The sequence below is a fragment of the Streptomyces sp. NPDC005141 genome (assembly GCF_053599975.1).
Genome location: NZ_JBSFYW010000010.1, coordinates 157,402 through 183,550 on the forward strand (window position 1 = coordinate 157,402; position 26,149 = coordinate 183,550).

Here is a 26,149-nt window from a genome sequence, read left to right on the forward strand (position 1 = left end):
CCGGCCGTTCTACGGGGTGCGGGGACAGAACTCGGCGGCGAGCAGAGCCGGTCCGAGCGCCGTGTCCGTGACCCCGTCCGTGTTCACCCGGAAAGTGAGGACACGGCGACCGTCGGCGGTGGCCGCGCTGCGCACGGAGCTGCCGGAGATACGGCCGTTGTGCCCCCACACCGTGGTCCCGCACGGCAGCTTCACCGGGAACAGCCCCATGCCGTACGAGCCATGCGCGGCGCGGGTGTCGAGCATCTCGCGCAGCCGGCGCGAGGGCAGGAGTTCGCCGCCGAGCAGGGCCGCGTAGAAGCGGTTCAGATCGGCCAGCGTGCTCACCAGCTCACCCGCCGCGCCGGCCACGCGCGGGTCGAGCTCGGTGACGTCGGAGCCGTCGGCGGCGTACGCGCGGCCGTGCGGTGAGGGAAGGGAAGCGCGGGCACCGGGGAAGGAGGTGCCGGTCAGGCCGAGGGGAGTGATGACGCGGCGCTCGGTCTCGGTGGCGTACGAGTGGCCGGTGACCTGCTCGACGACCATGCCGAGCAACACGTAGTTGGTGTTCGAGTAGGCGAAGCGGCCCCGGTGGGCCGGGGGATGGGTGAGTGCGATGCGTACGGCCTGAAGCGGGGTCACCGGGACGGCGCCCCGGGTGACCGAGGTGAAGTCGTGGAGGCCGCTGGTGTGGTGGAGCAGGGCACGCAGCGTGATGCGGCGGCCGTCGTTGCCCGCACCGCGCACCAGACCGGGCAGGTGGTCGTCGACGGAGTCGGACAGGGACAGCCGGTGTTCGGCGGCGAGTTGCAGGACGACCGTCGCGATGAAGGTCTTGGTGATGCTCCCGGCGCGGAAATGATCGGAACGGGAAATTCCGCTTCCGGCGCTCGCGAAGCGCGGACCCGACTCCTCGTCGGCCAGCAGAGCGGCGGCCGGAGCGCCGCCACGGGTCACGAGGAGGGTGAGTGCGGTGTCCGAGGCAGGGGTGACGGTGCCTTGGGAGGAGACCAGGGTCCGTCCCAGCAGGCCGGTTTGGGCCATGCCGAGGAGCGCCAGGGACACGGGTATGGCCAGGAGTGTCCGAGCTGTCCAGGGTTGCGGCATCGGTGGGTCCCTCCTTGTCGCGGCCCATCATGGGGCACGTTTCTGTGCCGGGGGTCAGGCCGGGGACGGGTGGGGCGGGTGTGCGGGACTCCGGTTGCCGGGTGGTCGGTGTGCGCGGTGTGCGCCGGTTGGTGAGGTGTCGGCCGGGGCCTGGCGTCTCATTGGCTGAGCTGTTGCGGTTCCAGGGGCCCCCAGGGCGTTGGGCACTTGTCGGGTGAGGGACAATGAAGGCTCTGTCAGGGCGGGTTGCATGAGGGGACGCATGTCGGAGGCGGAGCGGGCGGGAGCATCCCGTCAGGACAAGAGCGAACGTCTCCTCGCCGGGCGGTACCGGCTGGGGGATGTTCTCGGCCGCGGCGGCATGGGCACCGTGTGGCGCGCGCAGGACGAGACCCTGGGCCGCACGGTCGCCGTGAAGGAGCTGCGGTTCCCGTCGGCCATCGACGAGGACGAGAAGCGCCGGCTGATCACGCGCACGCTGCGTGAGGCCAAGGCGATCGCACGGATCCGCAACAACGGCGCGGTGACGGTCTTCGACGTGGTCGACGAGGACAACCGGCCGTGGATCGTGATGGAGCTCATCGAGGGCAAGTCGCTCGCCGAGGCCATCCGCGAGGACGGCCTGCTCACGCCGAAGCGCGCCGCCGAGGTGGGCCTGGCCATCCTCGACGTGCTGCGCTCGGCGCACCGTGAGGGCATCCTGCACCGGGACGTGAAGCCGTCGAACGTGCTGATGTCCGACGACGGCCGGGTCGTGCTCACCGACTTCGGCATCGCGCAGGTGGAGGGCGACCCGTCCATCACGTCGACCGGCATGCTCGTCGGCGCGCCCTCCTACATCTCGCCGGAGCGGGCCCGCGGCCACAAGCCCGGGCCCGCGGCCGACCTGTGGTCGCTGGGCGGTCTGCTGTACGCGTCGGTGGAAGGCGTGCCGCCGTACGACAAGGGCTCGGCGATCGCGACGCTCACCGCCGTGATGACCGAACCGGTGGAACAGCCGAAGAACGCGGGTCCGCTGGAGAACGTGATCTACGGCCTGCTCGCCAAGGACCCCGAGCAGCGGCTCGACGACGCGGGCGCCCGCGCGATGCTCAACGAAGTGCTGCGCGCGCCCGATCCCGAGCAGTCCCTGCCGGAGCCGCCGGACGCGACGAAGGTCGTGGCCATGCCACCGGTGCCGGAGGGCCCGGGTCGGCGGGGTTCGGGCGGTTCCCGTGCCAGGAAGGGCGAGGAGCCCTCGGAGCGGCTGCGCGGGGCGCTGCGCTCGGTGCGCAAGGCCGCGACGTCGGCCGGGGCCGCCACGGCGGCGGCCACCGCGGCGGCGACTGCCCGTGCGAAGACGGTCGGCGGCTCGGATGCCTCCCGGGCGGAAGGGGCCGCCGGGACGGCCTCCCCGCGCACGGGTGCCGGGTCCGGTGTGGCTGCCGGTACGGCCGGCGGCACCTCCGTGCCGTCCGCCCCGGCGGGTTCGTCCGTGCCGCCCGCTCCGCGGAAGCCGGAGGGGAATGACGGTGCGTCGCTGAACTCCAGTTCGGCCGGGGGTACCGGATCGGCGGGTGCCGCCGGTGCGCGGAACGCCTCGGGTTCCGGGTGGCCGGTGGCCCCAGAGCGGCCGCCGCGGCCGGCGCCGAAAGCGTCGCTGACGGATGTCGTGCCGCGCCGCACGCTGGTGATCATCGCGGTGGCCGTGGCGCTGGCCGTGCTCGGCACCGTCCTGGCCCTCACTCTCGGTGGCGGGGACGACAACAACGCCAAGGACGGCAAGACAGGCGGCGGCAAGGCGGCCGCCTCCAGCGGAGCGACGTCCGGAAGCGGGAACGGCGACGACACCAAGAAGGACGACGACGCCCGCACGGACAGCGGCGACAAGTCCGGCTCCGGCTCGGATGCGGACGGGACCGCGAACGCCTCCTCGGGCGCGAGCGCGAGTGCGAGCACGTCGGACGGCTCGAGCGGCGGCAAGGAGTCGGGATCGGGATCGGGTTCCGGCGCCGCGAAGACGTACAAGAGCGGCCAGGGCTTCTCGATAGGACTGCCGAAGGGGTGGAAGTACCAGTCCCAGGACGCCGCGGGAGCCCGGTTCACGGGGCCCGACGGGCAGAAGCTCCTCGTCGGCTGGACGGCGACGCCCAAGGACGACCCGGTCGCGGACTGGAAGAACCAGGCGCGCTACATGACCCGCTCCCAGTACGTGAAGCTCCGCATAGAGAAGGTGGAATACCGCGGCTGGAACACGGCCGACTGGGAGTTCACCTACGTGGACGGGGGCACGAAGTACCGGTCGATCGACCGCGGTTTCGTTGTGAACGCGCATCAGGGATACGCGTTGATGTACACGGCGAAGGCGTCCGCGTGGGACAGCACTCTGCGCAAGAACACGTGGAAGACGCTGACCGAGACGTTCCAGCCGAAGTCGTGACGTACCGCTCGCCGAGGTGACGTTCCGCCACGGAGCGGAGCCCGAGATCTGGCATCACCGCTCTGCGGGTTGCCTCGGGCACGTATCGTGAGTGGTTGCGGACCGTACGAAGCCACAACGGAACGCAAGGCGAACGGAATTGACCAACCGGTCGGCTGGGGGAGGCATTGTGGACGACTATGCGGGACGGGTACTCGCCGACCGCTACCGCCTGCCCCTGCCGCCGTCCGACGAGTACGAACTCGCCGAGAGCCGGGCCTTCGACACCTACAGCGGGCAGGAAGTCCTGGTACGGCAGGTGCCGTTGCCGGAGGTCGTCGAGGCCGAGGTGCTCGACGCGGACGGGCTGCCCGAGGGGTTCGTGGCCCGGGACGGCGGGGTGCGGCGGGCGTCCGCGCGGACCACGCGTCGGCCCACCGAACCGGCGGTGCGACGCGCGATCGAGGCCGCCCAGGCCGCCGCGCAGATCCCCGACCATCCCCGGCTCGACCAGGTCTTCGACGTGTTCGCCGAGGGCGGGTCGTTGTGGATCGTGAGCGAGTTGGTGCCCGCGAGGCCGCTGGCCGCGCTGCTCGCCGAGAAGCCGCTCAGTCCCTACCGGGCCGCCGAGGTCGCCTCCGACGTCCTGACCGCGCTGCGGGTCCTGCACGCGCACGGGTGGGTCCACCGGAACATCACCGTACGCACGGTGCTCGTCTGCGACGACGGCCGCGTACTGCTGACCGGACTGGCCGCCGGTGCCGCCGAGGAGGCGCTGTGCGGGTACGACCCGGTGCCGGTGCGGGAGGACGACCTCACGAGTGAGCCCGGGTCGGGTCCGGGGGCCCCGGAGGGCGGCCTCGCGCGGCCCGGCTTCGGCGGCGGCTCCGGGCGGACCGGGAACGGTGGTCCGGCCGGGCCGGGCGCTCCTCGGGGCGCGGGCGCCGGTGGGCCGGTTGGCGCGGGCGGGCGCGGTCCCGCCGACGGCATCGGGTTCGGCGGCGGTCCCGCGCGCGGCGTCGCCGTGGCGGCCACGTCCGGCGCCGATGCCGAAGCGGCCCGCCGGGCGGCGATCGAGGCCCGGGCGGAGCAGGGAACCCCGGTTCCGGGAACGCCGGCGGAGGCTGCGCCGGGCAGGAGCCCGCGTGCCCTCGAAGCGGCGGGTCCGGCCGGTCCGGGTGGCTCGGCGGGACAGGCCGGACCGGGCGGTGGACCGGACACGAGCGGGGGAGCGAAGGGCGCCGAGAGCGACATCCGTGCCGCGCGCGCCGGGGCCATCGCCGCGTACCGCGCGGGAGCACGCGCCGCGGCCCGCGTGCAGGGGGAACAGCGGGGCGACCCGCTCGCCCTTCCGGCACCCCGGCCCGCGGCACCCGGCGAGCAGAACGGACAGGCCGACCAGGACAGTCCGTACGGCACCTCCGCGCACTCCCCGCAGGACCGGGCCCACGGGCAGACGGTGCTGCCCGGCCAAGGCGGACAGCAGCGGCCCCGTACCGCGCCTCCGGGCCAGATAGCCGACCCGTACGGAGTCGGCACCACCTGGCACGGGGCTCAGCCGCGCCCTGCCGGACCCGTCGGCGGGGACAACGGCCAAGGGCACCCCACCCTTCCCCCGGGAGCGGGCGGCAGGCCGGGCACGGGGGCCACCGGGTACGAGCGTCCCGTGTCCGGGCCCGGACAGCAGCCCTTCGTCGCGGGGCACGGCGGTCGTTCCGGCGTCCCGGCCCCCGGAGGGTCTCCCGACAGCGGCCGGATCCCGGACAACGGCAGGTTCACCGGCGGCTTCCAGGCTCCCGGGCACACCCAAGTACCCGGACTGCCGGGCGGTTTCACCGAGTCAGGACACGCTCGCGGGCCCGGCGTCTCCCCGGCCCCCGATCACACCCGGGTTCCCGGCATCGCGCAGAGCCCCGTCCCGGCTCCGCACAACCCCGAGGGCCGCAGCGGCGGTTGGGGAGAACTGGTCGTCGGGGCGGCGCCCCGGCGAGGTCCCGCCACCGCGCTCGCGGCGGAGCGGGCCCGGCAGGCACGGATGGCCGTGGTCGGACCGGTGACCGAGCGCTGGGCGCCGGAACAGGCCGGGCCGGTGCACGAGAACTGGCAGCTTGCGGCCCCCATCGGACCGGCCACCGACCTGTGGGCCCTGGGCGCGCTGCTCTTCCGCGCCGTACAGGGGCACGCGCCGTATCCGGAGGAGAACACCGCCGAGCTGGTGCAGCTGGTGTGCGCGGAGCCGCCCGCTTTCGCCGAGGAGTGCGGACCGCTGCGGCCCGTCGTCGAGTCGCTGCTGCGCCAGGACCCCACCGAGCGGCTCGACTTCGAGGAGCTGCGCGGCTGGCTGCGGTCCCTGGTGCGGTCCGCGCCCGAGCCCGAGGCCGGGGCGTACGTCGTGCCCGTGCCGCCCGCCGACTCGAGCCGGCTGCCGATCGTACGGCGCCGGGGTGAGCTCGTCCGCAGGCGTCGCGCCGGGCTGCCCGCGACCAGCCCGCACGCCCGCCACAAGCGGGCCAGGAAGGAGAGTTCGGCGGGGCCCCGCCGGCTGGGCCGGAATCTGCTCCTGCTGATCCTGCTCCTGCTGGCCGCGGCGGTCACGTACGCCATGGTCTTCATGCCCAAGTCGGACCGGAGCGGTACGGGTGAGCAGCGGACCGGCGCCGCCGGACAGGCCGGGCCCACCCCCGACACCGGCCGCGACGCGAAGTCGAGCAGCGAGCCACGGCCCGACCAGACCTCACCGGGTCCCGACAAGAGCCCCTCGGGGAAGTCGAGTTCGACCTCCTCGCACACCACCACCGATCCCGATGTCGCCCAGGGCTTCACGCTCCGCAAGGACCCCGAGGGGTTCCGGGTCGCCGTGGCCAGCGGCTGGGACCGTTCGCCGAAGAACGGGAGCGGTCAGATCGTCTACTCCCAGGGGGACTTCGAGCTCATCGTCGTACCCGGGCGGGACAGCACGGGCACGTACGGCAGCGACCCGATGACGTACCAGCGGGAGAACGAGAAGGAGTTGCAGCCCTTCCGGGACTCGACCTGGGCCACCTCCAGCGGGATGCGGCGGATCGACGTGGGAGGCCGGGCGATGGCCGAGGGCCAGTTCATCTGGCAGGACTCGGCAGGTCGTTCGCTCTATGTGCGCAACCTCGCGATCCTCATCGGCGGGCACTACCACGTGGTGCAGCTGCGCGGCCCGGAGGCCGAACGGGACGAGGTGACCCGGCTCTACGAGCAGGCCTCCGAGACCTACCAAGTCACCGGCTGAGCAAGCCTCCTGCGCCCGGACCCCCGCGTTTCGCCAGGCGAGGACGTCTGAACATCGAACGGTTCCCTCCCGTACAGGGAAGGGAGAACCGTCACAGTGCGGTCTCCGTACGACCCCGCTTGTTCCCTGGTGGGTGACCGCTCCTTAGTCTGACCCTGTCAAGACCATTGCGGGGAAAACGTGAATCAGATGCAGGGCCTGCTCCTCGCGGGCCGCTACCGGCTTGTCGACTCCATCGGCAGCGGTGGCATGGGCCGGGTTTGGCGCGCCCATGACGAGGTGCTGCACCGCGCGGTCGCGGTCAAAGAGCTGACCGCCGCGCTGTACGTCGCCGAGAGCGACGTCGCCCGGCTGCTCGCCCGCACCCACGCCGAGGCGCGGGCCGCGGCCCGGATCAACCACTCGGCCGTCGTCACCATCCACGACGTGCTGGAGCACGACAACCGGCCGTGGATCGTGATGGAGCTGGTCGAGGGCAACTCGCTGGCCGACGAGGTCAAGGACCGGGGGCGCCTCGAACCGGCGGAGGCGGCACGGATCGGCCTGTGGGTACTGCGCGCGCTGCGCGCCGCACACGCGGCCGGAGTGCTGCACCGGGACGTGAAGCCCGGCAACGTCCTGCTGTCGCCCGACCGGCGTGTGCTGCTCACCGACTTCGGGATCGCCCAGGTCGAGGGTGACACGACCATCACGCGCACCGGCGAGATCGTCGGTTCCGTCGACTACCTCGCGCCCGAGCGGGTGCGCGGCCACGATCCCGGGCCGGCCTCCGACCTGTGGGCCCTCGGGGCCACGCTGTACACGGCGGTGGAGGGACGGTCGCCGTTCCGGCGGACCTCGGCGCTGTCGACCATGCAGGCCGTGGTCGACGAGGCCCCCACACCTCCGCAGCACGCCGGTGCCCTGGAGCCCGTCATCGCCGCGCTGCTCCGCAAGGACCCGGCGGAACGCCCCGGCCCGGCCGAGGCCGAGGAGATGCTCGCCGATGCCGCGGAGGGCCGCCGGCCGAGGACGGCGCAGGCGTATGTATCGACGCAACACGTGGACACCAGCGTGGAAAGCGGACCTGCCCATGGGGGCGGAACCCATGGGGGCGGAACCCATGGAGGTACCGCCCACGGCGGTCAGCCGTACGGCACACCGACGGCGGGCGTCCGCCGCCATGGATCCGGCGCCACCGCGGGGCACGCGCCCCACGGCGGCGGCCCCGCCGGGACCATGTACCAGCCCCTGTCCGGCCCCGAGCCCAGGAAGCGACGGCGTGGCCGCACCATCGCCCTCGTCCTGGCCATGGCCGCGCTGGTCGGCGGCGGCGGTGCCGTCGCCATGCGGTACGCGGACAACTGGCGGCAGGACAGCGACTCCTCCGCCGCGACCGGCGGCAACAAGGGCGGCGCCACCGGCAAGCCGACCGGAGACCCCACGAGCAGCGGCTCGGCGACACCGGCCGGCACCCTTCCCGAAGGCTGGGTGCGCCGGAAGGACCCCGAGGGCTTCAGCCTCGCCCTGCCCGGCAAGGACTGGAAGCGGGAGGTCAATGGTTCACAGATCGACTACACCCCCGACGGCGGCCAGCACTTCATCCGCATCGCCCTCGACGACTCGCCGGACTTCGAGGACCCGCACCGCCACCAGCTCGACCTGGAGGAGCAGGTGAAGAAGCTCAAGGACTACCAGCGGATGGGACTCCAGGAGAACACCTTCCGGGACTGCCCCGCCTCCCTGTGGGACTTCACCTGGACCGCGCTGCCGTCGCAGGGGGACTTCCCGGGCCCGCGCCGCGCCATCGAGGAGACCTATCTGTCCCGGAAGGGCGTCGAGTACGCGATCTACATGTCCTCGCCCTTGGAGGACTGGATCGTCACGCGTCAGCAGTTCGGCACCGTCCTGCGCAACTGGCGCGAGGCCGGATAGCACCCACGGCGACGTCACCGCTCCGGAAGGTATCCGTCCGTTGGGGCATGATGGGCCCATGGGGACCGAGGGGGAGAACGTCCGTGTGATCGCGGGCCGTTACCGGCTGGAGGCCAGGATCGGGCGGGGCGGCATGGGCGTCGTCTGGCGTGCCACCGACCAACTGCTCGGCCGCCGGGTCGCGGTGAAGGAACTGGCCCTCGACGACTCGCTCTCGGCGGAGGAGGCCGGGCTCCAGCGCGACCGGACCCTGCGTGAGGCCCGGGCCGTGGCGCAACTGCACCACCCGCACATCATCGTCGTCCACGACGTCGTGGTGGACGACGAACGCCCTTACATCGTCATGGAGTTGATCGACGGCGGCTCGCTCGCCGAGCGGATCTCCGCGGACGGGCCGGTCGACGCGCGCGAGGCCGCCCGCATCGGCATCGACCTGCTCGGAGCGCTGCGCCGCGCGCACGAGGCGGGGGTCCTGCACCGCGACCTCAAGCCCGCCAACGTCCTCGTCGAGGCGGGCACCGACCGTGTCGTGCTCACCGACTTCGGGATCGCCCAGGTCGCGGGCGCGACGACGCTCACGGAGAGCGGGGCGTTCGTCGGCTCGCCCGAGTACACCGCGCCCGAGCGGATGTCCGGGGCGCGGACCGGTCCCGAGTCCGACCTGTGGTCGCTCGGCGCCCTGCTGTGCACGGTGCTGAGCGGCGCGTCGCCCTTCCGCCGTGACTCGTTGGGCGGCATCCTGCACGCTGTCGTCGTCGACGAGATCCGTCCGCCGGCCCAGGCCGCACCGCTTCTTCCCGTCGTGCGAGGGCTTCTGGAGCGCGATCCGGAGCGGCGGCTCGACGCGGCGGAGGCGGAGCGGATGCTGCGCGCCTTCCGGGACACCGGCCGTACGCCGCGCCTGCCGGTCCCGTACACGCCCACGCGGCGGGACGTACCTCTGCACAGACCGGGGTCCAAGCCGCAGCCGCCCGCTTCCGGCACCACGGCGGACGGCCCGCCCAAGCAGTCCACACGGAGTCTTCTCGTCGCCGCCGCGCTGGTCGCCGCGATGGCCGGCGCGGGGGTGTCGGCGGCCATGCTGCTGATGAACGGCGGCGGCGGGGACGGCACACCACCCTCGTCGAGTGCGCAGGGCACGTCACGGACACCGAGTACGTCGTCCTCGGCGGCCGGCACGCTCTCGGCCCCGCCCGCGAGCGCCGCGCCCACCGTCACGGTGACCCGGCGGCAGTCGCCGACCGCCACGGCGGCCCGCACGGCGCCCTCGGGATACCGCATCGCGTCGGACGCGAACGGATTCTCGCTCGCCGTGCCCGACGGCTTCACCCGGGATCCGCAGGGCGAGCGGGTCTTCTACATGTCACCGGGGAAGACCTTCCGTCTCGGTATCAAGCCGGCCGACCCCGAGACCGGCGGGCCGCTCGGCGTGATGCGCCGGGCGGACGCCGAGGGGCCCGCCAGCAACCCCGGTTACCGCGACGGCACGGTCGCCCGGACCACGCACGACGGACACCCGGCCGCTCTCTGGGAGTTCACCTGGAACGGCTTCACCAAGGCGGAGGGCGCACGGCACACGTACGACCTGTGCTGGGAGCAGGGCGGCCGGATGTACGACGTGTGGGTCTCGGCGCCGGTCGGGCGGGGGACGGAGGCGAAGGAGTACTTCGACGTCGCGGTGGACACCTTCGTACCCTCATAAAGGGGAAATAAGGGATGGTCCGCGTCACGGGTCTGTGACCGGCGGGCGACGGGACTGGATGACGACGGGCCCGCCGCGATAGAGATGGACGCATGAGCGACAACGGGGGAGTCCCTCGCAGGGGCGACGAGCCGACGAGTTTCGGTCTGCAACCGCCGAGGGCCGTGGTGCCCGGCGTACCTGCGGGGGCTCCGGCCGCCGCTGTCCCGTACCCGGGCAATCCGTATGCCACGCCCGCCCGGACCGTCCCGGACCAGCCACAGGCTCCCGCGCCGCAGCCCGCGCCGGAACCGGGGACCGGGCGCCTGATCGGCGGGCGCTATCGCCTGCTCTCCAAGCTCGGGCACGGCGGCATGGGCACGGTGTGGCGGGCCAAGGACGAGACCGTGGACCGCGAGGTCGCCGTCAAGGAACCACGCGTTCCGGACCATCTTCCCGAGCGTGAACGTGCCAACGCGTACGAGAGGATGCGGCGCGAGGCACGCGCGGCGGCGCGGCTCGACCACCCCGCGGTGGTGAGCGTGCACGATGTCGCGGTCGTGGACGGACAGCCCTGGATCGTCATGGAGCTGGTGCGGGGCCGCTCGCTCGGCGACGCCCTCCAGGAGGGCACGCTCGGCGTCCGCGAGGCGGCGCGCGTCGGCCTGGAGGTCCTCGGCGCCCTGGAGGCCGCGCACGCGGCGGGCATCCTGCACCGCGACGTCAAGCCCGACAACGTGCTCCTCGGCCGTCACGACCGCGTCGTGCTCACCGACTTCGGAATCGCCCAGATCGAGGGCGAGACCAGCCTGACGGACACCGGCGGTTTCGTCGGCTCGCCCGAATACATCGCCCCGGAAAGAGTGCTGGGCCAGCGCCCCGGTCCCGCTTCCGACCTCTGGTCGCTCGGTGTGGTGCTCTACACCGCGACCGAAGGTGTCTCCCCCTTCCGCCGCAGCAACACGCCCGCCACGCTTCAGGCGGTCCTCAACTCCACGCCGACCGCGCCCGGTTCGGCGGGCGGACCGCTGGCAGGGGTGATCAACGGGCTGCTCGGCAAGGAGCCGTCCCACCGCCCCGGCGCGGCCGAGGTGCGGCGTCTGCTGGAGGAGGCCGCACAGCCTCCGGCCCCGGCGCCGACACAGGTCGTGCGGGTCGAGGGCCCGGACGGTCCCGGAGGGTCCGGCGGCGGGGGTGTCCGGGTCGGCCGCAAGACCCTGATCAGCCTCGGAGCGGCGGTCGTCGCGGCAGCGGTGGCGGTGTACCTGGTGATCGCGGACCCGTTCGCCGGTCCGCTGCCGGACGGCTGGCAGAAGAAGCACGTGTCGGACGTCGCCGCGACGCTGGCGGTGCCCGCCGGGTACAAGGAGGCGAAGCCGGACCGGACGTCGGACAAGACGCACTGGGTCACGTACACGGACGAGAGCGGGAGCATCTCGATCGGGCTGAGCCTCGCCAGGAAATCCGAGGACACGAACAAGGAGATCAAGGGCTCGGCGCGGGCCGAGATGTACGCGGACGACGGTGTGTTCAAGGCGACCGGCTCGTACGACCTGAGCATGCCCGAGGGCTCGAAGACGTCCCCGGACGCCGGGGTCACGTACCAGGGCGGGCAGGCCGCGGAGAACACGGTGGGCTACACGACCACCGACAGCCAGAACCCCCGCCCCCGCGAACTCCGGCTCTTCTACTACAAGTCGAAGGCGGGCGACATGTACAAGCTCACGATCAGCTATCCGCGCAAGGGCGACTTCACGGCACGAGGTCATGAGGTGGCCAGGACGGCGATCGCGAACCTGGACATCGACAAGCCGTGACCGACCGCGGCGGCGCCGCGCGAGCGGTCGGGGCCGGGGTGGTTGTGGCCACGGTCTCGTCCCCGGTGACCGGACTGTGATCGGGAAAGCGACCGCCCGGTGATCGTCGGATCGACAACGCCCTGATCAGCGCGTTTGCTGCCAGTGATCACTGGCGGTGTGTGAGTACTCCGTGAAAGGCTATTACCGACGGGTACCCAAAGGGAGCGAGCAGGCATACTCTGCGGCTCATGACGGACTCGCAGGCCGCGCAGCAGGCCACGGAAAAGACCGGCGCCGACGAGGCGGCCGGTACCGACGCAGCGGTCGGCGTGGCCGCGGTGACCGACGCGGACGCGGCCGGCCCGGATGCCACCGCCGGTCCGGAAGGCACCGCGAGCGCCGACGACACCGCGGGCATCGACGCGCCCGGCGTGCCCGATGCCATCGGCACCAACCCGCTCGCCCCCGCCCCGGTCGGCGCCCGTACCGCCGCCGATGTCGTCACCCCCGAGCTCGTCGCGCAGCTCACCAAGGGCGTGGCCGGGTCCGGGCGGACCGCCAACCACACGCCGTTCACCGGCGGGAAGCTGGCCGACCTGCCCGAGTCCACCCCGGAGGACGTCGAGAAGGCATTCGAGCGGGCCCGCGCGGCCCAGGTCGCCTGGGGTGCCACCCCCGTACGCCGGCGCGCCGCCGTCCTGCTCCGTTTCCACGACCTCGTGCTCGCCCGGCAGGCCGAGGTGCTGGACCTCATCCAGCTGGAGACCGGCAAGGCCCGGCTGCACGCCCACGAAGAGGTCCAGGCCGTCGTGGTCGCCGCGCGGCACTACGGACGCAAGGCGCCCGCGTATCTGCGCCCCAAGCGGCACACCGGCGCGGTCCCCACGCTCACCAAGGTCACCGAGCTGCGCCACCCGCGCGGTGTCGTCGGGCAGATCGCGCCCTGGAACTACCCGCTGGAACTGTCGGTGGGCGACGCGCTGCCGGCCTTCGTCGCGGGCAACGCCGTCGTCATGAAGCCCGACACCGAGACCTGCCTCACCGCCCTGTGGGCGCGTGACCTGCTCATCGAGGCCGGGCTGCCCGCCGAGGTCTTCCAGGTCGTCCTCGGGGACGGGCCCGTCGTCGGACCCGAGGTCGTGAAGCACGCCGACTACGTCTCCTTCACCGGGTCGACCCGGACCGGCCGCGAGGTCGCCCAGGGCGCCGCCGCCCGTCTCGTCGGCGTCTCCCTCGAACTCGGCGGCAAGAACGCCATGCTGGTCCTCGAGGACGCCGACATCGACAAGGCCGCCGCGGGCGCCGTCCGCGCCTGCTTCTCCTCCGCCGGTCAACTCTGCATCTCCATCGAGCGGTTGTACGTCCACGAGTCGATCGCCGACGCCTTCGCGGAGCGGTTCGCGGCCCGGACCCGGGCCATGCGGCTCGGCACGTCCCTCGCGTACGGGGCCGACATGGGGTCGCTGGTCGGGGAACGGCAGCTGGAGACGGTGGCACGGCACGTCGAGGAAGCCGTCGCCAAGGGAGCCAAGGTCCTCGCCGGCGGTGTCGCCCGGCCCGACATCGGCCCGTTCTTCTACGAGCCCACCATCCTCGACGGAGTGGAGGCCCCGATGGCCGTCTGCGCCGAGGAGACCTTCGGGCCTGTCGTCTCCCTCTACCGGTTCAAGACCGAGGACGAGGTCGTCGAGCTCGCCAACGCCACGCCGTACGGCCTCAATTCGTCCGTCTGGACGAAGGACGGGCGGCGCGGTCGCGCGGTCGCGGCCCGGCTGCGCACCGGGACGGTGAACGTCAACGAGGGGTACGCCCCCGCGTACGGAAGTGTCCAGTCGCCCATGGGCGGCATGAAGGACTCCGGCCTCGGCCGCCGGCACGGCTCCGAGGGCATCCTCAAGTACACGGAGGCGCAGACCGTCGCCCAGCAGCGGCTGCTGCCGATGGCGCCGTCCCTCGGCATGGACGACGAGAAGTACGCGGCGTTCATGAGCCGGAGCCTCAAGGTCATGAAGGCGTTCCGGCTGCGCTAGGCACGGGCCCCGCGCGGGTCCTCAGCAACGATCCACGGTTCTCAACGGTTCTCAATGAGGAGAGCGGCACGTGTCACAGGAGAGCTCTGTCCAGGAACAGCCGGACGAGGCAACGTACGACTACGACGTCATCGTCATCGGCTCCGGTTTCGGCGGCTCCGTCACCGCGCTGCGGCTGACGGAGAAGGGATACCGCGTGGGTGTCCTCGAAGCAGGCCGGCGCTTCACCCGCGACGCGCTTCCCAAGAACTCCTGGGACATCAAGAACTACCTCTGGGCCCCGAGGCTCGGCATGTACGGCATTCAGCGCATCCATCTGCTGGGCAATGTGATGGTGCTCGCGGGAGCGGGCGTCGGCGGCGGTTCCCTGAACTACGCCAACACCCTCTACGTGCCGCCGAAGCCGTTCTTCGAGGACCCGCAGTGGAAGGACATCACCGACTGGGAAGGGGAGTTGAAGCCGTACTACGACCAGGCCCGGCGCATGCTGGGCGTGCGGCTCAACCCGACCATGACCCCGTCGGACGTGCACCTCAAGGCCGCCGCGGAACGGATGGGGGTCGGCGACACCTTCCACATGGCACCCGTCGGCGTCTTCTTCGGTGACGGACAGGACGCGGACGGCGAGGCCAGGGCCGAGCCCGGCGCGGAGATCGCCGACCCGTACTTCGGCGGGGTCGGCCCCGCCCGCAAGGCCTGCACCGAGTGCGGCGAGTGCATGACCGGCTGCCGCCACGGCGCCAAGAACACTCTCAACGAGAACTACCTCTACCTCGCCGAGAAGGCGGGCGCCGTCGTCCATCCCATGACGACCGTCGTGTCCGTCACCGACGACTCGCGGGGCGGCTACGCCGTCGGGACCCTCCCGACGGACGAGCGGCGCAAGGGCAAGGGCCGGACCTTCACGGCGCACCGGGTCGTGCTCGCGGCCGGCACCTACGGCACCCAGACGCTGCTGCACCGGATGAAGGCGGGCGGCCAACTGCCGTACCTGTCGGAGAAGCTGGGTGAGCTGACCCGCACCAACTCCGAGGCGCTGGTGGGTGCGCAGACCGACAACCGGCGCTACCGGAAGGCGCACGGGACGCCCAGGGCCGACTTCACCCAGGGCGTCGCGATCACGTCCTCGATCCACCCGGACGAGAACACCCACATCGAACCCGTCCGCTACGGCAAGGGCTCCAACGCGATGGGTGGCATGTCCATCCTTCAAGTCCCCTACGCCGAGGGTTCGTCGAGGGTGGCCGGGTGGCTCGCCAATGCGGCCAGGCACCCGCTGCTGGTGCTCCGTTCGCTCTCCAACCGCCGCTGGTCCGAACGCACCATCATCGGGCTGGTCATGCAGTCGCTCGACAACTCCCTGACGACTTACCTGAAGCCGAAGGGCGCGGGCAAGGGGCTGTTGACGGCACGTCAGGGGCACGGTGCCCCCAACCCCAAGCAGATCAAGGCCGCTTCGCAGGCCGCTTCCGTCCTCGCCGAGGAGATCAACGGCTTCGCGGGCAGCAATGTCGGCGAGCTGATGGGCACCCCGCTCACCGCGCACTTCCTCGGCGGCTGCCCGATCGGTGCCGGGGCGGACAAGGGCGTCATCGACCCCTACCACCGCCTCTACGGCCACCCGGGCATCTCCGTCGTCGACGGCGCCGCCGTCTCGGCGAACCTGGGCGTCAACCCGTCGCTCACCATCACCGCGCAGGCCGAGCGGGCCATGTCGTTCTGGCCCAACAAGGGTGAGGCCGATCCGCGTCCGGTGCCGGGAGCCGCGTACGAGCGTCTCAAGGCGGTGGAGCCGAGCCGGCCCGCCGTCCCCGCGGACGCCTTCGGCGCACTGAGGCTGCCGTTCCTGGGCATGCCGACGGTGCCGCCGAAGCCGTAGCCCCGCCCGCCCCGCACGGAACCCGGGGGCGGGTGTCCCCGGAGTTCCGGTCGGCCCCTGGGCTTCGGGCACCTGGGCTTCGGCCCCCGGCTCCTGGGCTTCGGCCCCCGGCTCCTGGGCTTCGGCCCCCGGCTCCTGGGCTTCGGCCCCCGGCTCCTGGGCTTCGGCCCCCGGCCCCTGGGCTTCGGGTCCCGGGCTCGGGGTCCCGGGCTTCGGCCCCCGGCTCCTGGGCTTCGGGTCCCGGGCTCGGGGTCCCGGGCTTCGGCCCCCGGCCGCCCCGGCGTCCTGGCGGCCCCGGGCCTCGGTCGGAGCCCGGGCCCCTCACGAGCCCCGGCCCCGGACGCGAAGAAGGACCTGCGCCCCCCTCCGAGCGCAGGTCCTTCTCTTCGTACGGGGCTGATGCCCGCGTCGTGCGGCCGTGTTACGCGGTCGCACCGGACTTGCGCCGACGGACGACGACCAGCGCACCGGCACCGGCGACGACGGCGATACCGCCGGCGAGGCCGATCATCGGCACGGCGGAGCTGGAGCCCGTCTCGGCCAGGCTGCCGTCGACCTCCGGCGTGTTGCTCTTGTCGGCGGGCTTGTCCGAGACCGGGACCTTGCCGCCTTCCTGCGGCTTGGTGCCGCCGGTGTCCGTGCCGGCCGCGACGATCTGGAACTTGTACGCGACCTCGCCGAAGCCGGTGCACTCCGCCTCGGCGTCGCCGTAGATGCTGGCGCCGAGGGAGAAGCCGGCGCCGACCGGGGCGCTGGACTTCACGTTGATGCGCAGCGGGATGTCGACCTCGTAGTCGGGCTTGAGCTCGTCGGTGTAGCCGACGTAGCCGACCGCGTAACCCTGGGAGTCGACGTCCTCCCATGCCTTCTCGACCGGGTTGTACGCCTGGAGCTGGACCTTCCTGCTCTGGAAGAGGTTCTCGCCCGCCTTGTCGGAGGACGCGCCGGCGAAGAAGCCGACGTCGCTCAGGGTGGCGTCGGAGTTGTTCAGCACGTTCAGGGAGAACTTGTGCCAGCCGCTGCCCCGCGCGATCTTGCCGGACAGACCGTTGATGGACACCTGGACCGCGGAGTCCTCGCACTCGCCGGACCCGGGGTCCGGGGACTCCGACTCCTCCGGCTCGGACGAGCTCGGCGCCGGGGCCGACGCCGAAGCGGAGTCGCTCGGCGCCGGGGCGGACGCGCTGGTGGAGGCGGACGCGGTGGCGGAGGCGGAGGCCGACGCGGAGTCGGACGGCTCGGGGGCGGTCTCGGACGAGCTCGGCGACGCCGACTCGGACGAGGACTCGGACACGCTCGCGCTCGGGGTGGGGCTGTCCTCCGCGAACGCGGCCGGCGCGACCGACAGCAACGCGAGCGGGGCTATGACAGCCGTCGCGGCCGCAGTGGCCATGGCACGGCGAAGCTTCATGAAGACCTCGGAAGTCCGGCGCGCCCTGAACTCGCGGCGCGCATATGGCTTTTATGGGTGAGGCCTCCGCGTGTGGGGCGCGGGTGTGGCCGTTGGTTCTGCAGGTGTGACCGGCGAAAGCTGGGAATGGTTGTCCTCCCCCTCACATAATTCTTATGTGGGCTGAGTCACACCCGGGTTCGCCTTGTGTGCGTCCGTTCGAACCGCTTAGAAATGACCTTCGTGTCTGACAAGCAGCCCGAGGAGACCGGGGGGCCCGCGGTCCCTGACGACGTGTGGGATCGCTTCGCGCGCGACAGCGAACGCGACATCCGCAGCTCCGCCCCCAAAGAGCCGTCCGCGCGGGCGCGCATGGTGACGGAACGACTGCGTCAGCGGGACGCGCAGGAGACCGAGCGGGCCTCCCGCCGGAGCGTCCGGAAGGGCGCGGCACAGCGGACCGCCCAGCCCGAGGGCTGGCGAACGGGCCCCGCGTGGCGCGAGATGGACGGACGCGCGGCCCGCCGCCGCAGGCTGTGGGCGATCATCGGGGTCCCGCTCGCCGTCGCCGTGGTGGTCGTCGCGATGAAACCCTCCCTGCTGCCCGGCGATCCCTTCGGTGCCGCCGCCAGCGCGCCCGGGGACGCCGCCCCGCTGCTCGCCGAGACCACGGCCCCGACCGCGCCGCCCTCCGGCGGTAACAGCGGATCACCCACCCGGAAAAGGCCGTTCGCCGGGTCGCCCGCCGAGCGCTGGGCCGACGGCGCGGCCGGCATCGTCGTCCCGAAGGCCACTCCGGTCGGGGCCCTGACCGAGGAGCAGGTGGCCACCGCGCTGCGGCAGACGAAGAACCTGCTCGTCGGGGCGAACCTCGACCCGGCGACCCTACGCGGCGAACGTCCGAAGGCGGCGATCGCCGTTCTCGACCCCAAGCAGCCCGGGATGATCGACGACGTGAACCGCCGGCTGCGCGCGCCGGACAGGAAGCACGATCCGCTGACGCTCTTCAGCCGATTCGACCCCGACGAGGCGCGCCTGGTCGGGGACGTGGTCAAGACCCGCGGCCGGATGACCTTCAAGAGGGGCAAGGACGCGTCGGTCGCCATCCACGCCGACTACACCTTCGTCTACCCGGTGTCCCCGGCCGGCGGGAAGTCGGCCGAGGTGACCCGCACCATCGTGCGCCGCGTCCTCGACGTCGCGTTCCTGGACCCGGAGAAGTTCCGGATCACGCCGGGCAAACTGACGATCGGCCAGTACGCCGAGGACATCGGCAACTCCGCCTGCGACGTCTACGACGGCTTCCTGCACCCGCAGTTCGCGTCCGCCACCCCCAGCGGCGCGCCGCCGACGGGCCCGACCACCGACCCGTACGACCGCAGCCGCGACATCCAGCCCTCCGCCTCGACCGCCTGCGGCACGGTGTCCCGCACCTGACCGTGTCCGTGCGCCGACGTCCATGAACCCCGCGTCCATGAACCCCGCGCCCATGAACCCCCGCCTTCATGAACCCCGGTGTCCGTGCGCCGACATGACGAAGGGCCCCACGGGACGGATGTCCGCGGGGCCCTTCTCTCGTCAGCACCGACGTCAGAGCAGCGCCGGTGCCTGGAAGCGGCGCCGGGGGTGCGCCGTTGGTCTGGGGTGGCCGCGGTCGTGCGCCGCGGCCCACGAGGAGCGCGCGCGTGGTGCCGACCTTCGGCGGCCGTGTCGCGGGGTGCGGCTCCGCGGCACGGATCGAGTTGTCGAGGATTGCCGACGAGGCTGTCCAGCACGGGACTTGGGACTGTCCCGAGGGCTGGACCGCGCAGGGTGGACCGTGCGGTGTGCGCTGTTCGCGCATCGTGCTGGATGGGCGACGGCCTCCGTGACCGCCGCGACACCGCTGAACAGCTTCCGCCGGGCGGCCCCGGGCGTCCCCGGAGCCGACCGTTTCTCTTGAGTGACCGGGCTGCTGTCCCCTGCCGTCCGGTCACACCACCTGGAGCGAGGTCCCACGACGCACGGCACGATCCGTACGTCTCATCGCTCCAGCGGAGCCACGCGTGGTTCTTTCGGGCCCGCCCCTGGCTGGCACGGACATCAGGAGAAACGAAGTCCGCGGCACCCCGGTCACGCGCCGTACGGGTGAGAGGGAATGCGTACGTGCGTACGCCGGGTACCGGGCCGCGCGTCCGGAGGCCGTGGTCTCCCGCCGTACCCGGGCCATGGATCTCAGACGCGGCCGCGGCACAGCTCGAGGAGGGTCATGGCCAGCGAGGTGCCCGGCTTGCCGAGCGCCTCCCGGTAGTGGCCGAGGATCTCCATCTCGCGGGACAGGTTGACCCGTCGGCCGCCGGAGGTGATCCGGGCCTCCTGGATCACGGCCGAGACGGCCATCCGTTCCTGGACGAGACCGATGATCCGGTCGTCGAGGGCGTCGATGCGCTCGCGGGCACCGGTGATCACGTCGGCGGCCTCGTCGGTGCGGGCGCCGGTCTTGTCGAGTACGTCGGCCATGCTGGGGCTCCTCGGTGGAAGGGGTGCCCCGGAGCGGCTCGGCCCGGAAACGACAGACGCCCCGGGCCTTGTCGGCCCGGGGCGCCTGGGAAGTCGCTTGTCAGTTGCTCAAGCAGCACGACCATGGCAGCCGGTGGGCCGGTTGCCATAGGTAAACAGGAAGGTCGTGTGCGTGAGCATGACGGCAGTATGCACGCCCGCGGGGGCACGGGCCAAGCAGGTTCGGATGGTGAGACCCGGGCCGGAAACCCCGGCGGCGCCACCCCCACCGCGGCCCCCGGTAGAATCGGCCGTACACACCCTTTTGCTCACCGCCGGAAGGCAGACCGTGCCAGAAGCGTCCCCCGCCGCCCCCGACACCGTCCTGGTCGTCGACTTCGGTGCGCAGTACGCCCAGCTCATCGCCCGTCGTGTCCGTGAGGCCCGGGTCTACAGCGAGATCGTGCCGAGCACCATGCCGGTCCAGGAGATGCTCGCCAAGAACCCGGCCGCGATCATCCTCTCCGGCGGTCCCTCGTCGGTCTACGCGGAAGGCGCCCCGCGCCTGGACCGCGAGCTCTTCGAGGCGGGCGTCCCCGTCTTCGGTATGTGCTACGGCTTCCAGCTGATGGCGACGACCCTCGGCGGCACGGTCGACAACACCGGCGCCCGCGAGTACGGCCGTACGCCGCTGCACGTCTCGAAGTCCGGTTCCACCCTCTTCGAGGGCACCCCGGACGAGCAGCCGGTGTGGATGTCGCACGGCGACGCCTGCTCCGCCGCTCCCGAGGGCTTCACCGTCACGGCCTCCACGGACGTCGTCCCGGTCGCCGCCTTCGAGAACGACGAGAAGAAGCTCTACGGCGTCCAGTACCACCCCGAGGTCATGCACTCCACGCACGGCCAGCAGGTCCTGGAGCACTTCCTGTACCGCGGCGCGGGTATCACCCCGACCTGGACCACCGGCAACGTCATCGACGAGCAGGTCGCCCTCATCCGCGAGCAGGTCGGCACCAAGCGCGCCATCTGCGGTCTGTCCGGCGGAGTGGACTCGGCGGTCGCCGCGGCCCTCGTCCAGAAGGCCATCGGCTCCCAGCTCACCTGTGTGTACGTGGACCACGGTCTGATGCGCCAGGGCGAGACCGAGCAGGTCGAGAAGGACTTCGTCGCCGCGACCGGCGTCCAGCTGAAGGTCGTGGACGCGGAGGAGCGCTTCCTCACCGCGCTCAAGGGTGTCTCGGACCCCGAGGAGAAGCGGAAGATCATCGGGCGCGAGTTCATCCGCGTCTTCGAGCAGGCGCAGGCGGACATCATCGCCGAGGCCGCCGAGGGCGAGGACGTCGCGTTCCTCGTGCAGGGCACGCTCTACCCGGACGTGGTCGAGTCCGGCGGCGGCACCGGCACCGCCAACATCAAGTCCCACCACAATGTGGGCGGCCTCCCCGAGGACCTGGAGTTCCAGCTCGTCGAGCCGCTGCGCCAGCTGTTCAAGGACGAGGTCCGGATGGTCGGACAGGAGCTCGGCCTGCCGGACGAGATCGTCCAGCGCCAGCCGTTCCCCGGCCCCGGACTCGGCATCCGGATCGTCGGCGAGGTCACCAAGGAGCGTCTGGACCTGCTCCGCGAGGCCGACGCCATCGCCCGCGAGGAGCTCACCGCCGCCGGTCTCGACCGGGACATCTGGCAGTGCCCGGTGGTCCTGCTCGCGGACGTGCGCAGCGTGGGCGTGCAGGGCGACGGCCGGACGTACGGCCACCCGATCGTGCTCCGTCCGGTGTCCAGCGAGGACGCCATGACGGCCGACTGGTCGCGGCTGCCCTACGACGTCCTGGCGAAGATCTCGACCCGCATCACGAACGAGGTCGCGGACGTCAACCGCGTCGTGCTCGACGTGACGAGCAAGCCCCCGGGCACCATCGAGTGGGAGTGACCGCCGAGGGGGAGTGACCTTCCCCCTCAGGTCCGCCTGAGCGTGCGCACCGGCGCGCCGGGCTTCCAGACCTGGACGACCAGATAGGTGTCGTCCTCGACGTAGGTCCGGGTGACCTCCGTCAGTTCGGTGCGGAAGAGGTGGAACGGCTCCGGCGGTTCCACCTCTTTCACGTACGCCGCCTTCGCGGGGAGGTCGTCGCCCACCTCGACGGCCCGCCCGCTGATCCGTACGTCGCCGCCGCCCATGTCCGTGCCGCCCCCCGGATTCGCCTGGAGCGCGAAGCGCGGGTCCCGGCGCAGGTCGAGCGCCTTGAGGGAATCCGGCATCATGCCGAGCCACAGCTCGCCGTTCAGGAAGCGCACCTCGATGCCGGAGGTGCGGGGCGAGCCGTCCTTGCGGAGGGTCGCGAGGACGTGGTGGGTGAAGGCGCCGAAGCGCTGTTCGACGGTCTCGGCGAGGTCGGGTTCGGCCGTGGAGAGAGCTTCCCAGTTCATGGCAGCGAGTCTGACGCGGATACCCGACATCTCCTGTCGGGTTTTAGCGGTGTCCCTCTTTGTTCCTCTTTTTTCTCTCACGGAACACCCCTGTTCTCCTGGGCTGACCCCGGGTAACTTCCGCTCCGTACGGAACACGCCAGTGCTGGAGGACATATGCACGGGCCCAACCCGCCCCTGCCCCGCCCCACCGACCAGCTGCGGTTCGCCATGCCGCCGATGCACGAATCGATGGACGACGAGCGGCGGCACCGCAAGGAGCGGCTGGCCGGCGCGCTCCGGCTGTTCGGACGGCTCGGCTTCGAGGACGGCGTCTCCGGGCACATCACGGCGCGCGACCCCGAGTACAGCGACTGCTTCTGGGTCAATCCGTTCGGCATGCCCTTCAAGCACGTCACCGTGAGCGACCTGGTCATGGCAAACCAGGACGGGCAGGTGATCGAGGGCCGCTACCACGTGAACCAGGCGGCCTTCACCGTGCACTCCCGGGTCCACGCCGCCCGCCCCGACGTCGTCGCCGTCGCCCACTGCCACTCCGTGCACGGCCGCGCCCTCGCCGCCCTCGGTGATCTGCTCGACCCGATCACCCAGGAGAGCTGTGCGTTCTACGAGGATCACGCTCTGTACGACACCTATACCGGGGTCGCCGTCGACGCGGAGGAGGGCCGCAGGATCGCGTCGGCGCTGGGCAGCCGCAAGGCGCTGGTGCTGCGCAACCACGGACTGCTGACCGTCGGGGACTCGGTGGACGCGGCGGCCTGGTGGTTCCTGTCCATGGAGCGGTCGAGCCAGGTCCAGCTCACCGCGAAGGCCGCGGGCCGGCCCTTCCTCATCGACCACAAGCAGGCGGTCGCCACCCGTGAACAGCTCGGCGGCGACCTGGTGGCATGGATCAACTACCAGCCGCTGTGGCAGGACATCAGCCGCAGCGAACCCGATCTTCTCAGCTAGGGACCGCCGTTCGGATCGGGCGTCGGGGTGTCGAGGTGTCGTTGTGCCGAGGTGCGGACGGTGCTTCGCCGGCCTGGGTGAAGGGTGTCTGGCGCGGTGCTAGAAGCCCCGCAGGACGGCCGCCTTCGTCCTGGTGAACTCCTCGTCCGTCAGGACACCGTCGCGGTGCAGCTCTCCCAACTCCCGCAGACGGCGCAGCAGTACGTCGTGATGGTCGGACTGCCGCGGCACCACCGGGGCCGGCCGGGGACCGTCCGCGTACTCCACGGTGCGCGTGGAGGGATGCGGCAGCCGTGCGGTGACCGCGGTGGCGACCAGCGCCGTGAGCAGGTCGCGGCGGGTGCTGCCCCACAGATCGAGGGCGTACGGGTCCTTCTCGGGCGGCAGTTTGGAGAAGACCGCCTCGTGCGTCACGAAACGCAGGAAGCCGTCCTCGTAACCGGAGTTGGGCAGCCACTCGACCTGTACGAGATCACCCAGGGCGATGATCCGCGGGCCCGTCGCCCGCTTGACCCGGTCCGAGGTGTCCGCCCAGTCGATGCGCACCTGCGTCCCGTCGAAGGAGACCGTGCCGTCGCTGGAACGGACGGAGACCGGGACGGGCGGTCCCGCGAGCAGGTACGTCTTCGCCGGTTCCTTGGGGATCTGGTCCAGGAGCAGCGCGCGGCGGATCTCCTCGGCGACGTACTCGGCCACTCCGGAACGGTCGATGTCGACCGTCAGCCTGTAGGGGTCCGCCGTGTCGGGCAGCCGGCCCCCGGTCGCCTGAAGCAGCGGGTCGGCGCCCTCGCGCAGCCGCAGGCGCAGGCGGCCACGCTTGCGTTCGGGCGCGTAGACGATGCCCGACACCGCCTCCAGGGGAACGGAGATCTCCCCGTACGTCTGCCGGAACAGCGGCACGCTGCGGTGCAGCCCCGGCGTGATCCTGATCGTGCTGCCGTCGAAGGCCCAGGTCCCGTCGCGCTGGATGATCTCGGCCATGGAGAAATTCTCGCAGCCGGGTCAACACGGGGTAACCGCGCTTCACCCGGGCTGACCCGACCTGACGCATGCGCACCACGCTCCGTACGGCACAATTCGCTGTCACCACGGGGCAGTTGTCAGGTGGGTGTACGTGCTTCGCGCCCTGGGGGGTGGGGCGGGCGGGTGCTCCGGCCGGTGTGACGGTCGGGCGTACGGACGGTGTGACGGTCGGGCGTAAGGACGGTTCGGCCGTACGAAGTTCTCTGGGGCGGGAAGGCGGCAGTTGGCGTGGCGGTGCAGGAGGCGAGACACGGTGCGGGGCACGGTGCCGGGTCGGGTGCCGGGTCGGGCACCGGACCGGGCGGCGGGCGGAGCGGTGGTCCGGGAGGCGGGTCTGGCGGAGGTCCGGGCGGCCTGGGCGGGGGCCTGGGCGGAGGGTCGGGTGCGCACGAGGGGGGCTGCACGTGCGGGGACTGCCCGCACGGGGCGCGTACGGGGCATCGGCGGGCTGTCGCCGCGTTCCTCGCCAAACGCGACGCGCTGGCATCCGGGCAGGGACTGCCCGCCGGCGTCGCGCACTCCGCCTCCGCGTCCCGGCAGTGGGTGTCCGACGAACTCACCCAGTCCGCGGACCTGGTCGCCGAACGCGGCCGCATCGAGGGTGAGGCCTGGCTGGGGCGGCTGTGGCGGTACACCGCGTTCACCGTCTGGGGTGCTGTCGTCGTCCTGCTCCTCGTGCAGGCGCTCACCGCGATCGGGGCCGGGTGGACGGCGGCGAGGACGGCCGGGCTGCTCGCCGCGGTCGTCCTGGCCGGACTCCTGACGGGAGCGGCGTGGCTGCACCGGGCGCGGGGCGGGGCCCTCGCGCCGGTCATCGGCGAGGACAACCGTCTCTCCACCTCCCGCGCGGTCGCCGCCGGTTGGGTGCTGGCCGTCGTGTACGCGCTGCTCGTGCTGGTGGGGCAGCTGGCGGGGGCCTCCGCGCACGGCCGCCGGGACGAACTCATCGCCGGGCTCGAACTCGCCCGGGGCGCCGGTGTCGTGACCGTCGTCGCCGTGGTGTGCGGGGTGGCTGTGCTGGTGCGGCGGGTGGTCGGGCTGCGGGTGCTCGGGCAGCGGCTGCAGAAGGTGCGCGCGGACCGGCCGCGCGCGGCCGACCTGCTGACCGACGACGCCGGGCGGGGGAGCTTCGCCGACATCCAGTACGTGTTGATCAGCGTGGTCGCCCTGGTCTTCGCGGTGGTGCGGCTGGCCCGGCGGCCGTCGCAGTTGCCGGACCTTCCGTGGGGGCTGGCACTGCTGGTGCTGGTGTCGGCCGCGACCTATCTCGCCGGGAAGTACGCCGAGGGTGGGCGGCCGGTGGTCCTCTCCGTGGTCCGTGCCCGTGAGGCCGGCGATCTGGACGCGCCCATTCGCACCGGGGACGACATCGAGATCCGGGGGGCCGGGTTCGTGCCGCCGGGTGCGCAGAGCGCGGACCGGCTGTCGCGGATGGTCGTGCGGATCGGGCCCGTGCATGTGCATGTGCCGTTGGTGCCGGTGTCCGGAGGGTTCAGCAATCCCACGGACGCGGTGCTGACGGTGCCTGTGCCGGTGGATGTGGAACCCGGGCGGGTGGACGTGCAGGTGGTGACCGCGTCGGGGGTCGAGACGAACCGGTACGAGATCGATGTGACCGACTGAGGCGGTGCGGGTGCGCTCGCGCCGGCGTTTCGGGTGGGGGTCCGCCGGTGGGTGGGTCGGGGCCGTGCCGGTACATCCCGGTCCGTCGCCGCTGGATCGGACGTGGGTCCGTGAGGGAGCCGCTGCTCGATCCGGACGTAAGCGACGGACATCACGATCGTCGGAGGCCTGCCGCTCGGTGTTCTGCTGGTCCTCACGGACCGTGGGG

The 26,149-nt window shown here is 72.1% G+C and carries 17 protein-coding genes; 12 read left to right on the forward strand and 5 right to left on the reverse strand.

The window, feature by feature from the left end; translation table 11 throughout:
• Window positions 1-9: 9 nt before the first annotated feature.
• Window positions 10-1,086, reverse strand: a complete 1,077-nt coding sequence (locus ACWD68_RS11080) for a serine hydrolase domain-containing protein (protein ID WP_451806132.1) — start codon at window positions 1,084-1,086, stop codon at window positions 10-12.
• A 262-nt stretch (window positions 1,087-1,348) separates the two neighbouring features.
• On the opposite strand from ACWD68_RS11080, the gene ACWD68_RS11085 reads away from it, so the two are divergent.
• The 7 genes from ACWD68_RS11085 to ACWD68_RS11115 all read left to right on the forward strand — a co-directional run bounded on the left by ACWD68_RS11085 (window position 1,349) and on the right by ACWD68_RS11115 (window position 16,049).
• Complete coding sequence (locus ACWD68_RS11085) at window positions 1,349-3,505, forward strand: protein kinase domain-containing protein (RefSeq protein WP_451806133.1); 2,157 nt, start codon at window positions 1,349-1,351, stop codon at window positions 3,503-3,505.
• A 169-nt stretch (window positions 3,506-3,674) separates the two neighbouring features.
• Window positions 3,675-6,746, forward strand: coding sequence for a protein kinase (locus ACWD68_RS11090; RefSeq protein WP_451806134.1), 3,072 nt, complete (start codon window positions 3,675-3,677; stop codon window positions 6,744-6,746).
• Window positions 6,747-6,935: 189 nt separating this feature from the next.
• Window positions 6,936-8,660 (forward strand): protein kinase domain-containing protein, encoded by a 1,725-nt coding sequence (locus tag ACWD68_RS11095; RefSeq protein WP_451806152.1) that lies wholly within the window; start codon window positions 6,936-6,938, stop codon window positions 8,658-8,660.
• 58 nt (window positions 8,661-8,718) lie between these two features.
• Window positions 8,719-10,362 (forward strand): serine/threonine-protein kinase, encoded by a 1,644-nt coding sequence (locus ACWD68_RS11100; RefSeq protein WP_451806135.1) that lies wholly within the window; start codon window positions 8,719-8,721, stop codon window positions 10,360-10,362.
• Between the two features lie 92 nt (window positions 10,363-10,454).
• Window positions 10,455-12,158 (forward strand): serine/threonine-protein kinase, encoded by a 1,704-nt coding sequence (locus ACWD68_RS11105; protein WP_451806136.1) that lies wholly within the window; start codon window positions 10,455-10,457, stop codon window positions 12,156-12,158.
• Window positions 12,159-12,388: 230 nt separating this feature from the next.
• The gene (locus ACWD68_RS11110; RefSeq protein ID WP_451806137.1) at window positions 12,389-14,170 is read left to right on the forward strand and encodes a succinic semialdehyde dehydrogenase; all 1,782 of its coding nucleotides are present in this window, start codon (window positions 12,389-12,391) and stop codon (window positions 14,168-14,170) included.
• A 70-nt stretch (window positions 14,171-14,240) separates the two neighbouring features.
• Window positions 14,241-16,049 carry a GMC family oxidoreductase N-terminal domain-containing protein gene (locus ACWD68_RS11115; protein WP_451806138.1) on the forward strand — a complete coding sequence of 603 codons (1,809 nt, stop codon included), beginning with the start codon at window positions 14,241-14,243 and terminating at the stop codon, window positions 16,047-16,049.
• Window positions 16,050-16,470: 421 nt separating this feature from the next.
• On the opposite strand, the gene ACWD68_RS11120 is transcribed toward ACWD68_RS11115, so the two are convergent.
• The gene (locus ACWD68_RS11120; protein ID WP_451806139.1) at window positions 16,471-17,109 is read right to left on the reverse strand and encodes an LAETG motif-containing sortase-dependent surface protein; all 639 of its coding nucleotides are present in this window, start codon (window positions 17,107-17,109) and stop codon (window positions 16,471-16,473) included.
• On the opposite strand from ACWD68_RS11120, the gene ACWD68_RS11125 reads away from it, so the two are divergent.
• Together ACWD68_RS11125 and ACWD68_RS11130 are read left to right on the forward strand one after the other, a co-directional pair.
• Window positions 17,102-17,521, forward strand: coding sequence for a hypothetical protein (locus tag ACWD68_RS11125; RefSeq protein WP_451806140.1), 420 nt, complete (start codon window positions 17,102-17,104; stop codon window positions 17,519-17,521). The genes ACWD68_RS11120 and ACWD68_RS11125 overlap by 8 nt on opposite strands.
• 152 nt (window positions 17,522-17,673) lie before the next feature.
• Window positions 17,674-18,876 (forward strand): hypothetical protein, encoded by a 1,203-nt coding sequence (locus ACWD68_RS11130; protein WP_451806141.1) that lies wholly within the window; start codon window positions 17,674-17,676, stop codon window positions 18,874-18,876.
• 777 nt (window positions 18,877-19,653) lie between these two features.
• Here the strand turns inward: ACWD68_RS11130 and ACWD68_RS11135 are convergent.
• The gene (locus tag ACWD68_RS11135) at window positions 19,654-19,938 is read right to left on the reverse strand and encodes a chorismate mutase (RefSeq protein WP_261705907.1); all 285 of its coding nucleotides are present in this window, start codon (window positions 19,936-19,938) and stop codon (window positions 19,654-19,656) included.
• A 328-nt stretch (window positions 19,939-20,266) separates the two neighbouring features.
• Between ACWD68_RS11135 and guaA the strand changes: the two genes are divergently transcribed.
• Window positions 20,267-21,847, forward strand: coding sequence for a glutamine-hydrolyzing GMP synthase (guaA, locus tag ACWD68_RS11140; protein ID WP_451806142.1), 1,581 nt, complete (start codon window positions 20,267-20,269; stop codon window positions 21,845-21,847).
• Between the two features lie 26 nt (window positions 21,848-21,873).
• Here the strand turns inward: guaA and ACWD68_RS11145 are convergent, their stop codons facing one another.
• Complete coding sequence (locus ACWD68_RS11145) at window positions 21,874-22,344, reverse strand: pyridoxamine 5'-phosphate oxidase family protein (RefSeq protein ID WP_451806143.1); 471 nt, start codon at window positions 22,342-22,344, stop codon at window positions 21,874-21,876.
• Between the two features lie 156 nt (window positions 22,345-22,500).
• On the opposite strand from ACWD68_RS11145, the gene ACWD68_RS11150 reads away from it, so the two are divergent.
• Window positions 22,501-23,295 carry a class II aldolase/adducin family protein gene (locus ACWD68_RS11150; protein WP_451806144.1) on the forward strand — a complete coding sequence of 265 codons (795 nt, stop codon included), beginning with the start codon at window positions 22,501-22,503 and terminating at the stop codon, window positions 23,293-23,295.
• Window positions 23,296-23,394: 99 nt separating this feature from the next.
• Here the strand turns inward: ACWD68_RS11150 and ACWD68_RS11155 are convergent, their stop codons facing one another.
• Complete coding sequence (locus ACWD68_RS11155) at window positions 23,395-24,276, reverse strand: DUF4429 domain-containing protein (protein ID WP_451806145.1); 882 nt, start codon at window positions 24,274-24,276, stop codon at window positions 23,395-23,397.
• A 396-nt stretch (window positions 24,277-24,672) separates the two neighbouring features.
• On the opposite strand from ACWD68_RS11155, the gene ACWD68_RS11160 reads away from it, so the two are divergent.
• Window positions 24,673-25,941 carry a hypothetical protein gene (locus ACWD68_RS11160; RefSeq protein ID WP_451806153.1) on the forward strand — a complete coding sequence of 423 codons (1,269 nt, stop codon included), beginning with the start codon at window positions 24,673-24,675 and terminating at the stop codon, window positions 25,939-25,941.
• Window positions 25,942-26,149 lie beyond the last annotated feature (208 nt).